14 protein-coding genes are annotated in these 14764 nt (G+C 63.2%); 7 read left to right on the plus strand and 7 right to left on the minus strand.

Annotated features, from left to right (window positions below; genetic code table 11):
* Positions 1 to 9: 9 nt before the first annotated feature.
* Positions 10 to 282: a hypothetical protein gene (locus F6S12_RS03600; RefSeq protein WP_053159908.1), complete on the plus strand. Its 273-nt coding sequence runs from the start codon at positions 10 to 12 to the stop codon at positions 280 to 282.
* A gap of 9 nt (positions 283 to 291) precedes the next feature.
* Here the strand turns inward: F6S12_RS03600 and F6S12_RS03605 are convergent, their stop codons facing one another.
* Together F6S12_RS03605 and F6S12_RS03610 are read right to left on the minus strand one after the other, a co-directional pair.
* Entirely contained in the window at positions 292 to 921 is a 630-nt protein-coding gene (locus F6S12_RS03605; protein WP_315868715.1) for a flavin reductase family protein, read from the minus strand.
* Positions 922 to 1085: 164 nt separating this feature from the next.
* On the minus strand, positions 1086 to 1382 hold the full coding sequence (locus tag F6S12_RS03610; protein WP_047288821.1) for a hypothetical protein: 297 nt from the start codon (positions 1380 to 1382) through the stop codon (positions 1086 to 1088).
* Positions 1383 to 1758: 376 nt separating this feature from the next.
* Here F6S12_RS03610 and F6S12_RS03615 point away from each other — a divergent pair, with 376 nt between their 5' ends.
* On the plus strand, positions 1759 to 2514 hold the full coding sequence (locus F6S12_RS03615) for a hypothetical protein (RefSeq protein WP_315868716.1): 756 nt from the start codon (positions 1759 to 1761) through the stop codon (positions 2512 to 2514).
* Between the two features lie 93 nt (positions 2515 to 2607).
* Here F6S12_RS03615 and F6S12_RS03620 read toward each other — a convergent pair whose 3' ends face one another.
* From F6S12_RS03620 to F6S12_RS03635, 4 genes are all read right to left on the minus strand, one after another.
* Complete coding sequence (locus F6S12_RS03620; RefSeq protein ID WP_011063058.1) at positions 2608 to 3930, minus strand: MFS transporter; 1323 nt, start codon at positions 3928 to 3930, stop codon at positions 2608 to 2610.
* Between the two features lie 264 nt (positions 3931 to 4194).
* On the minus strand, positions 4195 to 5529 hold the full coding sequence (locus tag F6S12_RS03625; protein ID WP_011063057.1) for a sigma-54-dependent transcriptional regulator: 1335 nt from the start codon (positions 5527 to 5529) through the stop codon (positions 4195 to 4197).
* Entirely contained in the window at positions 5523 to 7289 is a 1767-nt protein-coding gene (locus F6S12_RS03630) for an ATP-binding protein (protein ID WP_011063056.1), read from the minus strand. The genes F6S12_RS03625 and F6S12_RS03630 overlap by 7 nt, the downstream gene beginning before the upstream one ends.
* 153 nt (positions 7290 to 7442) lie before the next feature.
* Positions 7443 to 8966, minus strand: a complete 1524-nt coding sequence (locus F6S12_RS03635) for a fumarate hydratase (protein WP_011063055.1) — start codon at positions 8964 to 8966, stop codon at positions 7443 to 7445.
* 337 nt (positions 8967 to 9303) lie between these two features.
* On the opposite strand from F6S12_RS03635, the gene F6S12_RS03640 reads away from it, so the two are divergent.
* From F6S12_RS03640 to F6S12_RS03650, 3 genes are read left to right on the plus strand one after another with little or no spacing between them, the layout of a single operon-like run.
* Positions 9304 to 10410 carry a sensor domain-containing diguanylate cyclase gene (locus tag F6S12_RS03640; protein WP_041752521.1) on the plus strand — a complete coding sequence of 369 codons (1107 nt, stop codon included), beginning with the start codon at positions 9304 to 9306 and terminating at the stop codon, positions 10408 to 10410.
* The gene (locus tag F6S12_RS03645; RefSeq protein WP_011063053.1) at positions 10403 to 11341 is read left to right on the plus strand and encodes an iron-sulfur-binding ferredoxin reductase; all 939 of its coding nucleotides are present in this window, start codon (positions 10403 to 10405) and stop codon (positions 11339 to 11341) included. Before F6S12_RS03640 ends, F6S12_RS03645 begins: the two co-directional genes overlap by 8 nt.
* Positions 11342 to 11369: 28 nt before the next feature.
* Positions 11370 to 12119: an enoyl-CoA hydratase-related protein gene (locus tag F6S12_RS03650; RefSeq protein WP_015636786.1), complete on the plus strand. Its 750-nt coding sequence runs from the start codon at positions 11370 to 11372 to the stop codon at positions 12117 to 12119.
* 83 nt (positions 12120 to 12202) lie between these two features.
* Here the strand turns inward: F6S12_RS03650 and pyk are convergent, their stop codons facing one another.
* On the minus strand, positions 12203 to 13654 hold the full coding sequence (gene pyk, locus F6S12_RS03655; RefSeq protein WP_011063051.1) for a pyruvate kinase: 1452 nt from the start codon (positions 13652 to 13654) through the stop codon (positions 12203 to 12205).
* 157 nt (positions 13655 to 13811) lie between these two features.
* Between pyk and F6S12_RS03660 the strand changes: the two genes are divergently transcribed.
* Both F6S12_RS03660 and F6S12_RS03665 read left to right on the plus strand, forming a co-directional pair.
* Positions 13812 to 14186 carry a hypothetical protein gene (locus tag F6S12_RS03660; RefSeq protein WP_011063050.1) on the plus strand — a complete coding sequence of 125 codons (375 nt, stop codon included), beginning with the start codon at positions 13812 to 13814 and terminating at the stop codon, positions 14184 to 14186.
* A 218-nt stretch (positions 14187 to 14404) separates the two neighbouring features.
* Positions 14405 to 14764 (plus strand): PilZ domain-containing protein, encoded by a 360-nt coding sequence (locus F6S12_RS03665; RefSeq protein ID WP_011063049.1) that lies wholly within the window; start codon positions 14405 to 14407, stop codon positions 14762 to 14764.

The raw sequence follows: 14764 nt of genomic DNA on the forward strand, positions 1-14764 counted from the left end.
AGGTTTAGAATGGCCGACTTTTCATTGGCCAGGACTCGCAACATGGCACGCAAAGAGTTTGCACACTACGAAGCAGTTTCCGCTGTGGTTCCAGGGGAGGGGGGATACAGCGCCGCCATCGCCGTCAAGGCTCTCGGCTCATCAAGCGCACCACGCTTTCATAAAGTCCTGGATGAGCAGAAATTCAAGACGGCGCATGACGCCGACCAGGCTGCCGCACAACAACTCGAACAGTTGGCCGACGTCGATCAGGACGGCGAATTGAGCTGGAAGAGCTACTGAGTCCAAGCGCTATTTGACTGCCCCCGGGCGGTGCATCCTGAACAGAGCCTCTGGCCCCAGTTGGAAGTAATCCGCCGGCCCGCCGCCGCGCAGAATCGGCTCTGCCGCGGCGGTGTCGTAGATCCCTTCCTTGAGCAGCCACTTGGCGATATGCACGGCGACCACTTCGCCGAGGATCAGCCAGCTCGGCACCAGTTCCTTGTCCGCCCGCTGCAATTGAATGATCTGGGTGACCTTGCACTCGAAGGACACCGGGCTCTCGGCTACCCGGGGCACGCTGATGACTTTCGACGCCACGGGGGTCAGGCCGGCCAGTTCGAACTCGTTTACCTCGGCCGGGACTGCGGCGCAGCTCTGGTTCATCTGCTCGGCCAGAGGTCGGGTGGCCAGGTTCCAGGCGAACTCGCCGGTCTGCTCGATATTGTTCAGGCTGTCTTTGCGCCCGACGCTGGAGAAACCGATGATCGGTGGAATGTAGTTGAAGGCGTTGAAAAAGCTGTAGGGCGCCAGGTTCAGGCGACCCTCGCGATCCTGGGAAGAGATCCAGCCGATGGGGCGCGGGCCGACGATGGCATTGAACGGGTCGTGGGGCAGGCCGTGGCCCAGGGCAGGTTGGTAAAAGTGGATATCGTCGGGCATGGCTCAAGGTTCCTGCTTGGGGCGGGGTAAGGGCGTCATAGTGCAGTGCGCAATCGCCCAATTCCAGCGTCCTGGCCCTTGAGCGTTCCACGCTGTGGGTGTTTTCCCCTGGCCAGAAACGACTAAGCCCGGCCAAGGCCGGGCTGTGGTGTCAGGTGCATCAATCAGCTGATGCTGGCGGAACCGGTGCGGTCGTAGCCATCAGCGGCGAAGGTAGCGGAACCGGTGCGGTCGTAGCCATCGGCAGCGAAGGTGGCGGAACCGGTGCGATCGTAGCCATCGGCGGCGAAGGTAGCGGAACCGGTGCGGTCGTAGCCATCGGCAGCGAAGGTGGCGGAGCCGGTGCGATCGTAGCCATCGGCAGCGAAGGTGGCAGAACCGGTGCGATCGTAGCCATCAGCGGCGAAGGTGTTGGCAGCCAGTACCGAGAGGGTCAGGGCGAGGATCAGTTTGCTTTTCATGATGGTGACTCCGGGTTCGTTGAGATGAATGCGTTGGGCTTGGTATGAATCCTACTCCGGTAAAATTGATATAAAAGCGCAAATTAATGCTTATAAATATCTGCTTTATCGATGCTTATGAGGTCGGCCCTCGCCGCCAAATACCGCGTTCAAGCCTCACTGCATAGAAGAGCCAAGTACCCACTTGGATTCATTAGCAGGCTATGCATCCAGCATTAACTGATCATTAATTGAGCAGATTGCTTGTAAGAAAATATTTCAACGATTTTTTCATCCGCGCCTTACCTGTTTTTCACCCCTTGACGTTCAGCCTCCGCGCAGGCCTGCAGTCCATAGACAGGCCGCCTTGAATGCGACCTTTGGAGCACCTTTGCGAATGAACAAGCTACCCCAGATCACCCTGGCCTTCTGGGTCATGAAAATCTGCGCGACCACCCTCGGCGAAACAGCGGGGGACCTGCTGTCGATGACCCTGAATGTGGGTTATGCCATCAGCTCGATGATTCTGATCAGTGTGTTCCTGCTGACCCTGGTCACCCAGCTGTGGTCCAAGACCTACAACCCGGTGCTGTACTGGATCGTGATCCTCTCCACCAGTACCGCCGGCACCACCATGTCGGATTTCATGGACCGCACCCTGGGCCTGGGCTATGCCAGTGGCTCGTTGATCCTGATCGGTATTCTGCTGGCGATCTTCGCGCTCTGGCGTCTGAGTGGCGACTCGCTGAACGTCAACAAGATCCAGACCTTTCGCGGCGAGATGTTCTATTGGATGGCGATCCTGTTTTCCAACACCCTGGGCACCGCCCTCGGCGACTACCTGGCGGACGATTCGGGGCTGGGCTTTGCCGGCGGGGCGCTGTTGATCGGCTTGACCATCGCCGTGGTGGTGCTGCTCAAGTACTTCACCAGGCTCTCGTCGGTGCTGTTGTTCTGGGTCGCTTTCGTATTGACCCGGCCGTTCGGCGCAACCTTGGGTGACTTCCTCACCAAACCCCACGAAAAAGGTGGCCTGGATTTCGGCACCATCGGCTCGTCGGCGGTATTGGCGGGAATCCTGCTGGTGATGATCGTGGGGGCGGCCTGGGCCCAGAGCCGCGATGGGCGCCAGGGCGCTGCCGAACTTTCCTGACCTGTACAGCCTCTGTAGGAGCCGGCTTGCCGGCGAAAGCTTCCCCACAGATCGCGAAAAGCGCCCGGGCCTTGCACCCGGGCGTTGTTGTTTTCAGTCAGTCTCGATCCGCGAATGCTTGCGGGTGTCTTTCATGGTCGCGTAGACCAGCAGCGAACAGGCGATGCAGGCGGTGACGTACCAGTAGTAGCCGGTTTCCATGCCGATGCTCTTGAACCACAGGGCGATGTATTCGGCGGTACCGCCGAAGATCGACACGGTCAGTGCGTACGGCAGGCCCACGCCCAGGGCGCGGATTTCCGTAGGGAACAGCTCGGCCTTGACCACCGCGTTGATCGAGGTGTAGCCGCTGACGATGATCAGCGCCGCCATGATCAGGAAGAACGCGCCCCACCAGGTCTGGATGGTGTGCAGGGTGGTGAGGATTGGCACGGTGAACAGGGTGCCGAGGATACCGAAGGCAATCAGGATCGGGCGCCGGCCAACCTTGTCCGAGAGAGCACCGATCACCGGTTGCAGGCACATGAACAGGAACAGCGTGGCGGCGGAAATGGTGGTGGAGTCGGAGATGCTCATGCCGACAGTGTTCACCAGGTATTTCTGCATGTAGGTGGTGTAGGTATAGAAGGCCAGGGTGCCGCCCATGGTCAGGCCGACCACGGTCATCAACTCCTTGGGATGACGCATCAGGGTGCGCATCAGGCTTTCCTTGGGCTTTTCCTTCTTCTTGGTGAAGGACTCGGTTTCTTCCATGCCGCGACGCAGGTACAGGGCTACCACGGCGCAGAGGGCACCGATGCCGAACGGAATCCGCCAGCCCCAGGACTGCAGTTCCTCGGTGGTCAGAATGTTCTGCAGCACGATCAGCACCGCCAGGGCGATGAGCTGGCCGGAGATCAGGGTCACGTACTGGAAGCTGGAGAAGAAGCCACGACGTTCCTTGGTCGCCATCTCGCTGAGGTAGGTGGCCGAGGTACCGTATTCACCGCCTACCGACAGGCCCTGCATCAGGCGCGCCAGCACCAGCAGGATGGGAGCGCCGACGCCGATGGTTTCGTAACCCGGGGTCAGGGCGATGATCAGCGAGCCGAAGCACATCAGCAGCACCGAGGCCATCAAGGCGGCCTTACGCCCTTTGCGGTCGGCATACAGCCCCATCAGCCAGCCACCGATCGGGCGCATCAGGAAGCCCACGGCGAAGATCGCGGCGGTGTTCAGCAGTTGGGCGGTGGTGTCGCCCTTGGGGAAGAAGACTTTGGCGAAGTACAGCGAGAAGGCGGCGTAGACGTACCAGTCGTACCACTCGACCATGTTGCCCACGGAACCGCTGAAGATCGACTTCAGGCGGCTGGCGGTGGTCTTTTCTGTGGCGGGCGCAGCCGCCGACCCGGCAGGCAGGGTATTAGAGATATCCATGAAGGACCCTTCTATTCATTGTTTTTGTGGAGTGCGCGCGAGCGCAGCCTGCTGGGGCTATAGCAGGACCTGTGCCAAGGGCGAGAAGCCCGGGCTAGAGGGGGGGGAGGCGGGAGTAATGAGCGGAAATCCGCCTATCGGCACCTTGCGGGTAAGCGGGAAATTGCCGAAAGCGGCCGTGCCCCTGGGCATGTGGGCGAAGGCGTCGATGGGGGCGGTGCCGGGCTTGAGGCTGATTCTCCGGCAAGCCGGGTCCTATAGGGGTTACTCCTCCTTGAGGAACTGTTCCCTGGTCAGTCCATGGCGCTGCATCTTTTCGTTAAGAGTCCGGCGGGGCAGTTGCAGCTCGTTGAGCACCGCCTTGATATCACCCTTGTGCCGGCTCAGGGCCGCGCGCAGGCATTGGGCCTCGAAGGCTTCCTGTTGCGCCGCCAGGGACTGGCCGGGTTCGATGGCGTCGGGTTCCGGCTCGCCCAGGCCCAGCACCTGGCGCTCGGCGGCGTTGGCCAGCTCGCGCACGTTGCCCGGCCAGTCGTGGCTGAGCAGGCGGCTCAGTTGCGCGCCGCTCAAGGGCGCGACGCTGCGCCCCAGGCGTTCCCCGGCATTCTGGGCAAAGTGCTCGTAGAGCAGTGGGATGTCCTCGCGGCGCTCGCGCAAGGGTGGCAGGCGCAGTTCAGCCACGGTCAGGCGGTAGGCCAGGTCTTCACGGAAACGCCCGGCACGGGCCTCGTCCAGCAGGTCGGGCTTGGTGGCGGCGATGATCCGCAGGTCGACCTTGATGCTCTGGTTGGAACCCAGGCGTTCCAGCTTCTGCTCCTGCAACACCCGCAGCAGCTTGACCTGCTGGGCCAGGGGCATGCTTTCGATCTCGTCGAGAAACAGCGTGCCGCCGTCGGCGTATTCCAGCTTGCCGATGCGTTTGCCCTGGGCGCCGGTGAAGGCGCCGCTTTCATGGCCGAACAGCTCGGCCTCGAACAACTGCTCGGGGATCGCCGCGCAGTTCAGGGCGACGAAGGGCTTGCCGGCCCGCGGGCCGAAGTCGTGCAGGCAGCGGGCAATCAGTTCTTTGCCGCTGCCGGTCTCGCCGCGGATCAGCACGTTGACCGGCAGGGCTGCCAGTTCCAGTACCTGGCGGCGCAGGGTCTGCAAGGCCCTGGAGACCCCCAGCAAGGTGGCGTCGAGCTTGGCCCGGCTGTCGGCCTGTTGGTGCAGGCGGCGGTTTTCCAGGACCAGGCGGCGCTTGTCCAGGGCCCGGCGCAGGCTGCTGAGCAGGGTGTCGGGGCTGAAGGGTTTTTCCAGGAAGTCGTAGGCCCCGTCGCGCATGGCTTCCACCGCCATGGGGACATCGCCGTGGCCTGTGAGCAGGATGATCGGCAGGTCCGGGTCCAGGCGCTGGACCTGGGCCAGCAGTTCCAGGCCACTGATGCCGGGCATGCGCACATCGCTGAGGATCACCCCGGGAAAGTTCTTCGGCAGTTGCGCCAGACAGTCCTCGGCCCGGCTGAACAGCTGGACCTCGAAGCCCGACAGGCTCAGCCACTGCTCGACGGCGGTACGGATGCTGGCTTCGTCGTCCACCACGATCACTGAGTTCAGCATTGGATATGGGCCTCCAGGTCGATGGGCAGGCTCAGGGTGAACACCGCCCCTTGCTCCTGGTTGGCCACGCTCAGGCGGCCACCCAGCTCGTGGACTATGGCATAGGACACCGCCAGCCCCAGCCCCAGGCCATCACCCACCGGTTTGGTGGTGAAGAATGGATCGAAGACGCTCAGCAAGTGTTCCTCGGCAATGCCGCCGCCGTTGTCGGCCACCCGCAGTTGCCAGAGCTGGTCTTCGGCTTCGAGACTGATCTCCAGGCGCTTGTGCGGTTTGTCCTGCATGGCGTCCAGGGCATTGCGCAGCAGGTTGATCAGCACCTGTTCCAGGCGGATGGCGTCGCCCCGGACCCAGGCCGGGCGGGTCAGTTGCAGCACCACTTCGACGTCTTCAGCACGCAGCCGGGCTTCCAGCAAGTGCAGCGACTGGTCCACCACAGCGGTCAGGTCCAGGCGTTCTCGCAGGCCACTGGGGCTCTTGCGGGCGAAGGTCTTGAGATGGCTGGTGAGGGCGGCCATGCGGGTCAGCATGTCGTCCAGTGGGCGCAGGGCTTTGTAGGCTTCGTCCACCCGGCCGTGATCCAGCAACAGCCTGAGGGTTGCCAGCTGCATGCGCTGGGTGGTCAGGGGCTGGTTGATTTCGTGGGCCAGGGCGGCGGACATCTGCCCCAGGGCCGCGAGCTTGGCCGATTGCACCAGGCCTTCCTGGGCGGTGCGCAGATCGCGGGTACGTTCCTCCACCAGTTGCTCCAGCTCCTGGCGATTGCGCTGGCGGACTTTCCCCAGGCGCCAGCGCTGGTTGAGGAACAGCAGCAGGAACACCAGGGTCAGCCAGGCACCTGCGGCGGCAAGCCCGGCATTGCGGGTTTCCTCGAAGGCATTCGGCGGTTTGCGCAGCAGGTGCAGGGTCCAGCCTTCGGCGGCCAACGGCAGGGACTCCCAGAGGTAGCTGGCGCGGCCCTCGGGGCCTTCGACCCGGGCCAGGCTGCTGTTGTCGTCAAAGCGTTGCAGCGTCTGGTGCTGCAGCGGGGTCAGGGGCTGTTTGTCGTACTGGCGGGTGAGCTTGATTTCTTCCAGGTCGTTGCTCGACAGCGGCTGCAAGTGCCGGTAGCGCCAGCCTGGCTGGTTGGCGATGAACACGATGCCCCGGGCATCGCTGACCAGCAGGGTGTCGTTGCCCTGGCTCCATTCATGTTCCAGCTCGGGGAATTCCAGCTTGACCACCATGGCCCCGAGGAAGTCCTGGTTGTCGGCCTTGACTGCGCTGGCCAGGAAATACCCCGGGATGCCGCTGGTCACGCCCACCGCATAGAAGCGCCCGCTGCCCTGGCTGCGGGTCTGCTTGAAGTAGGGGCGAAAGCCGTAGTTGTGGCCCACGTAGCTGCTGGGCAGGCGCCAGTTGCTGGCGGCCACGGCCAGGCCCTCATGGTTCAGCAGTTCCAGGGTCGAGGAGCGGGCCGCGCCATTGATCTTTTCCAGCTTGCGGTTCAATGCGTCCTGGGTTTCGGTGGCCACCGGCCCCTGCAGCGCCGCGCGCAGTTCCGGGTCCAGGGCCAGGACCGCCGGCAGGGCGCGATAGCGTTCGATCAGGGTATGCAGCGAGTTGGCATACAGCCCCAACTGCTCATTGGCACGGGCGGCTTCCTCCACCAGCGTCTGCCGTTCTGCATGGCGCATGGCCAGGCCGGCGCTGAGCACGGTGCCAGCAAGAATCACCAGGATATAGAACGTCAAGCGGAGGGGGCGAGAGATCTGGGCCATGAGTCGGGGCAGGCTGCAATGGGGGCGGGAACGATAGCATGAGCGCCGGGGCTAACGTTGATCGCGGACAGTGTCGGGAAAGGGCGGTGCATAAAAAAAGCGGCGGGCCATTCAATGAACAGCACCGCCGCCTGGGCCGAACGGAGGAAGGGCTTACTGCACTTCTACCGCCAGGCTGTCACTGATCTTCTTCTGCCAGATGGCGGGACCTGTGATGTGTACCGACTCGCCCTTGCTGTCGACTGCGACGGTCACCGGCATGTCCTTGACCTCGAATTCGTAGATCGCTTCCATGCCCAGTTCGGCAAAGGCCAGGACCTTGGACTTCTTGATCGCCTGGGCTACCAGGTAGGCAGCACCGCCGACGGCCATCAGGTACACGGCCTTGTTGTCCTTGATCGCTTCGATCGCGGTCGGGCCGCGCTCGGACTTGCCGATCATGCCCAGCAGGCCGGTCTGCTCGAGGATCTGGCGGGTGAACTTGTCCATCCGCGTGGCGGTGGTCGGGCCAGCCGGGCCGACCACTTCGTCACCGACCGGATCGACCGGGCCGACGTAGTAGATGAAGCGACCCTTGAGGTCCACCGGCAGGGTTTCGCCTTTGTTCAGCATCTCGACCATGCGTTTGTGCGCAGCGTCGCGGCCGGTGAGCATCTTGCCGTTGAGCAGTACGGTTTCGCCCGGCTTCCAGCTTTGCACTTCTTCCGGGGTCAGGGTGTCGAGGTTGACCCGACGGGCCGACGGGCCGGCTTCCCAGACGATTTCCGGGTAGGCGTCCAGCGGTGGCGCTTCCAGGCTCGCCGGGCCGGAGCCATCCAGTACGAAGTGCGCGTGACGGGTGGCGGCGCAGTTGGGGATCATGCACACCGGCAGGGAAGCGGCGTGGGTCGGGTAGTCCATGATCTTCACGTCGAGCACGGTGGTCAGGCCACCGAGGCCCTGGGCGCCGATGCCCAGCTGGTTGACCTTCTCGAACAGCTCCAGGCGGATCTCTTCGATGCGGTTCTGCGGGCCACGGGCCTTGAGCTCGTGGATGTCGATGGATTCCATCAACACTTCCTTGGCCATCACTGCCGCTTTCTCGGCGGTGCCGCCGATACCGATGCCCAGCATGCCCGGTGGGCACCAGCCGGCGCCCATGGTCGGAACGGTCTTGAGTACCCAGTCGACGATCGAGTCGGACGGGTTGAGCATGGCCATCTTCGATTTGTTCTCGGAGCCGCCGCCCTTGGCCGCCACGTCCACTTCCACGGTGTTGCCCGGGACGATGGAGTAGTGGATCACCGCGGGGGTGTTGTCCTTGGTGTTTTTCCTGCTACCTGCCGGGTCGGCCAGGATGGAGGCGCGCAGGACGTTTTCCGGCAGGTTGTAGGCGCGACGCACGCCCTCGTTGATCATGTCGTCCAGGCTCATGGTGGCGCCGTCCCAGCGCACGTCCATGCCCACGCGCACGAATACCGTGACGATGCCGGTGTCCTGGCAGATCGGCCGGTGGCCGGTGGCGCACATGCGCGAGTTGATCAGGATCTGCGCTATGGAATCACGGGCAGCCGGCGATTCTTCCCGCAGGTAGGCCTCGTGCATCGCCTGGATGAAGTCCACGGGGTGGTAGTAGGAAATGAACTGCAGGGCGTCGGCAACGCTCTGAATCAGGTCGTCTTGCTTGATCACGGTCATGAGTCGCGCTCCTCTAAAAGACGGGAACATTTAATAAGGTGCCTGCACTTGGGTGCATCGGTCGGATGCAGGCACCTTCTAAGGCACGCCGGACAGACAACTGGCGCGACGCTAAAAAGGCGCGGCAGTATACCTCGCCTGGGGGTTGGGTACACCCGCCGGCCGGGCCAACCAAAGTCGCCCATCGGATGGGCACTGTTCTTGCCTGAGTCGGCGCTGAAACCTGGCGACGGGGTTTTAAATTTGAATAGTCATTTGCCGGGCTCAGCACTAAAGTGGCAAGTGGCCTGCAGGGTAGGAAACTCTTTAAGCCTCCTTTCTCACGGTGAGTCAACGATTGACCCATAAAGCCATCCAGAGCCTGTTATTCAAGCGCTTCGCCATTGCCGCGGGCACTTACGCACTGATCCTGCTGCTGTTCTGGCTGGCCGTCGTCACGGGGCATTCCCGTGCTTCGAGCGGCAGCGCGCTGCTGGGCACTGGCCTGGTGCTGGCCAGCCAGGCGCTGCTGTGCTGGGTGTTCGTCAGCGGACGCAACCTGCAGTTCGCCGACCCCAGCCTGACCGAAGTCCAGGTGGTGCTGGGCATCGCCTGGCAGACCTGGCTGATGGCCCATCTGGATCAGGCCCGCGGGGTGTTCCTGGTGTTCTACCTGCTGCCGTTGCTGTTCGGCCTGTTTCACCTCTCCCGCCGGGCCTATCTGCGCAGCGCGGCGCTGATCTTCTTTTGCTTTGCCGCGGTCAACCTGTGGGACGGCTATCGCCTGCTCCTCGGTGATCCGCAACTGGCCGCACTGCAGGTCTGCGTGCTGCTGGTGATGCTGGTGTGGATGTGCCTGTATGCCGCCTATGTCCAGGCTTCGCGCTCACGCATGCGCCAGCGGCGCTTTGCCTTGCAGGCCCATCAGGACACGCTGCGAGGCATGATGCGACAGCTGGAGGACCTGGTAGCCACCGATGAACTGACCGGCCTGTTCAACCGCCGGCATTTCCTGCGCATTGCCAGCCGCGAGCTGCAAGCCATGGATCAGGAGCAAGTGCATGGGCTGGCGCTGATCGACCTGGATCATTTCAAGCGCATCAACGATCTCCACGGCCATGCTGCCGGCGACCAGGTACTGCAGGCCTTCGCCGCGGTGGCCACGGCTTGCCTGCGCGATGGCGACGTATTGGCCCGTTACGGTGGCGAGGAATTCGTGGTACTGCTGCCCGAGTGTGACGCCGAGCGCCTGACCTCCTGCTGCGAGCGTTTGCGCCTGGCGTTCACCGAAGTGCAACTGGTGGGCCTTAACGTACGAGACCTGAGCCTGTCGGCGGGGATGACCCTGCTGCGGGCCGGCGACGATCTGGACCATGCCCTGCAACGCGCCGATCAGGCGCTGTATCGGGCCAAACGCGACGGTCGCAATCGTTGCTCTGCAGCCTGGGAAAACCTCGATGCCTGAATTGACCGTTGGCAGCCGGTGCTGGCCGGTGGCGCCTGGAAGCAACCTGCTGGATGCCCTGAATCAGGCTGGCGTGACGGTGCCCTACAGTTGCCGCGCCGGTAGTTGCCATGCCTGCCTGGTGCATTGTGTCCAGGGCTTGCCCAGCGATAGCCGGCCGGATGCCTTGAGCGACGAACAGCGCCGGCTCGGCTGGCGCCTGGCTTGCCAGTGCCAGGTGGTGGAGGACCTGCACGTCGAGACCTTCGACCCTGTGCGTGATGGCCTGCCTGCGACGGTGAGCGGCCTGGACTGGTTGTCGAGCTCGGTCCTGCGCCTGCGCCTGCAGCCGCAGCGGCCCTTGCGTTACCGCGCCGGCCAGCATCTGGTGCTGTGGGCCGCCGGCCAGATCGCCCGGCCTTATTCCCTGGCCAGCCTGCCGGAAGACGACCGCTTTCTGGAGTTCCACCTGGATTGCCGGCATCCGGGCCAGTTCAGCGATGCGGCGCGCCAGTTGCAATTGGGCGACCCGATGCGCCTGGGGGAGTTGCGGGGCGGCGCCTTGCACTACGATCCGGACTGGCAGCAGCGCCCACTCTGGCTACTGGCCGCGGGAACCGGCCTGGCGCCGCTGTTCGGCATACTGCGCGAGGCCTTGCGCCAGGATCACCAGGGCCCTATCCGTATCATTCACCTGGCCCATGACAGCAGTGAGCATTACCTGGCCAAACCCCTGGCGGCCCTGGCGGCGAACCGGGCCCAGCTGTCCGTCGAGCTGTGGACCGGGGCCGAGCTGACAGCCGCTTTGGCGCAACTGCGGCTTGTTTCCCGGCAAACCCAGGCCTTACTCTGCGGTCACCCTGACAGTGTCGAAGCCTTCGCCCGGCGCCTGTACCTGGCGGGGCTGCCGCGCAATCAACTGCTGGCCGATGTGTTCCTGCCCCGCGGTTGAGCGCTGATTCTTCCAGAGCGAGATCCCCATGACCGATGCCATCGAGTTGCAACGTGAGGGCGGGCTGCTGACCCTGCGCCTGAACCGTCCCGACAAGAAAAACGCCTTGACCCGCGCCATGTACGCTCGCCTGGCCGACGCCCTGAGCGAGGCCGATGGCGATCCCGAGATCAACGCCGTGATGATCTGCGGCAGCAGCGAATGCTTTACCGCCGGCAATGACATCGCCGACTTCCTCCAGCAACCGCCCCGGGACCTCGACAGCCCGGTGTTTCGCTTCATGCGCAGCCTTGTGCAATGTCGCAAGCCGGTGGTGGCCGCAGTGGCCGGCGCGGCAGTAGGCATCGGCACCACGATGCTGCTGCATTGCGATCTGGTCTATGTCAGTCGCGATGCACGGCTGCGCATGCCGTTCGTCAACCTGGGGCTGTGCCCGGAATTTGGTTCGAGCCTGATCCTGCCGCGCTTGCTGGGGCAGGCCAAGGCGGCGGAGTTGCTGTTGCTGGGCGAAGGCTTCAGTGGCGAACAGGCCGCCGCCTGGGGGATTGCCAGCGCCGCCCTGGGGGATGGTGTGGCCACCTTGGCCAAGGCCCGGGAGGCGGCCTTGCGTTTCAGCCAGTTGGCGCCCGAAGCGGTGCAGGTGAGCAAGCGCCTGATGAAGGCGCCGGGCCGCGAGCAACTGCGCCAGGTCATTGAGCAAGAGGGCGTGGAATTCACCCGGCGCCTGCAGTCCCCGGAAGCCATCGCCGCGTTGTCCGGGTTTCTCAGCAAGGGCTGAGACCCTGGAAAGCGGTTTCACGCGGGCATGAAAAAGCCCCGGTGTTTTCGGCACCGGGGCTTTTTGTTCAGCAAGGCGAAGACTCAGACCATCGGGTCGCCCACGTGCAGGATCTTCATGCCGTTGGTGCCGCCGGTGGTGTGGTAGCTGTCGCCCTTGGTGAGAATCACCCAGTCGCCTTTCTCTACGACACCGCGCTTGAGCAGCTCATCGATCGCTGCCTGGCTGACCTGCTCGGGCGGCAGGGAAGCCGGGTCGAACGGGATGGTGTAGACGCCACGGAACATGGCTGCGCGAGCCTGGGTTTCGCGGTGCGGGGAGTAGGCGTAGATCGGCACCGAGGAGCGGATGCGCGACATGATCAGCGGGGTGTAGCCACTTTCGGTCAGGGCGATGATCGCCTTCACGCCCGGGAAGTGGTTGGCGGTGTACATGGCAGCCAGGGCGATGCTCTGGTCGCAGCTTTCGAACACCTTGCCCATGCGGTGGCTGGAGGTCTTGCTGGTGGGGTGCTTTTCCGCACCGACGCAGATCCGCGCCATGGCCTGCACCGCTTCCAGCGGGTAGGCACCGGCGGCGCTTTCCGCCGAGAGCATCACCGCATCGGTGTAGTCGAGCACGGCGTTGGCCACGTCGGACACTTCGGCGCGGGTCGGCATCGGGTTCTGGATCATCGACTCCATCATCTGGGTCGCAACGATCACCGCCTTGTTGTGGCGACGGGCGTGCAGAATGATTTTCTTCTGGATGCCCACCAGCTCGGCGTCGCCGATTTCCACGCCCAGGTCGCCACGGGCAACCATGACCGCGTCGCTGGCCTTGATCAGGCCGTCGAGGGTTTCGTCGTCGGCCACCGCTTCGGCGCGTTCGATCTTCGCTACCAGCCAGGCAGTACCACCGGCTTCGTCACGCAGCTTGCGCGCGTATTCCATGTCGGCGGCGTCCCGTGGGAAGGACACGGCCAGGTAATCGACTTCCATCTCGGCCGCGAGCTTGATATCGGCCTTGTCTTTCTCGGTCAGGGCCGGAGCGGTCAGGCCACCACCACGACGGTTGATGCCCTTGTGGTCGGACAGCGGGCCGCCGATGGTCACCACGCAATGCAATTCGGTGGCGGTGGCGGTTTCCACACGCATCACCACGCGGCCGTCGTCCAGCAGCAGCTCGTCGCCCACACCGCAGTCCTTGACCAGATCCGGGTAGTCGATGCCGACGATATCTTGGGTGCCTTCGGTCAGCGGATGGCTGGTGGAGAAGGTGAACTTGTCACCGATCTTCAGCTCGATGCGCTTGTTGGCGAATTTGGCGATGCGGATCTTCGGGCCCTGCAGGTCGCCGAGGATGGCCACGAAGCGGCCGTGCTTGGCTGCCAGGTCGCGGACCAGTTTGGCGCGAGCCTTGTGCTCGTCCGGAGTGCCGTGGGAGAAGTTCAGGCGGGCAACATCCAGGCCCGCGAGAATCAGCTGTTCGAGAACTTCCGGCGAGTTACTGGCCGGGCCAAGGGTGGCAACGATTTTGGTACGACGAACGGACATGCACGGACTCCTGAGTTCAAGCGCAACGAGAGGCTACTATGCTCCGAAGTTGTAGTCATTGTTCGTTTGCACTACTTATTGCTTTGTTTGTTTACCGCAACAACCTTGAAGATTTTTGCCGATGAGTCGATACACTGCACAAGACAGGAGATACCCCATGCGATTCGTACTCATTGCTGCCCTGGCCGTCAGTGTTGTCGGCTGTACCCGCTGGTCCATGGACCATCATTTGAATAACGCCTACCGCGCTTATGACCGCGGCAACTGCGAGAGCGTGATGCTCGAGTTGAGCCAGGTCGACCGTGACAGCCGTGCCCGTCGCTATATCCAGCCGGAAGTGTCGATGCTGCGCGGGCAATGCCTGGAGCGCCAGAAGTTGTTCGTCGATGCCGCGCAGACCTACCAGTTCATCATTACCCAGTACCCCACCAGCGAGTACGCGTTTCGCGCCCGGGCTCGCCTGGATACCCTGCAACAGTTGGGGCACTACCCGGCAAATGGCGCCGCTCAAGTTCGTCGCACGGCGTTGTAAAAGAGATTCACTAGGGGGCGGTGTAATTGCCCCTCGTGCTTGAGCTAACATCTGCACAGGCTGTTCGAAAACTGCCCCGGCCCGGCTGGTGGCAGTGGCGTTGGAATCCTTCTGGCAGTCTTCCTCGCGCATCGAATCCGGGAGGGCGGGCCGATTCAGGGCCTGTTCCGAAGCACTAGTGCGGTCATGCTTAATGACCTTTCATAGCGATACCCAGCATGTTCATGGAACCTCGGATCGAGCGGCACCAACTGCCGTCCTTTTTAAAAGTATTCAATCGTTTCACCGACAAGCCGGTGGGTTTCCTTGGCAACCTGTCGGCCGACGGGCTGATGCTGATCAGCCAGTTGCCGATGCTGATCGGTGCCGAATTCGACTTGCGGGTGAAAGTCCCCGGCGGTGACGGCCAGGTGCAGTTCATCGACTTCAGCGCCTGCTGCCTCTGGTGTCATGAGGACCTGACGCCGCACCACTACGACAGCGGTTTCAGCCTGTTGCGGGCCGGTGCGGAGTTTGTCGAGCTGGAGCAGGCGTTGCGTCATTACTTCAGCTTTCACCCGTTGCAGACCTCGGCCTGA

Source organism: Pseudomonas sp. JV245A (genome assembly GCF_032424515.1).
GTDB classification, from domain to species: Bacteria; Pseudomonadota; Gammaproteobacteria; order Pseudomonadales; family Pseudomonadaceae; genus Aquipseudomonas; species Aquipseudomonas protegens.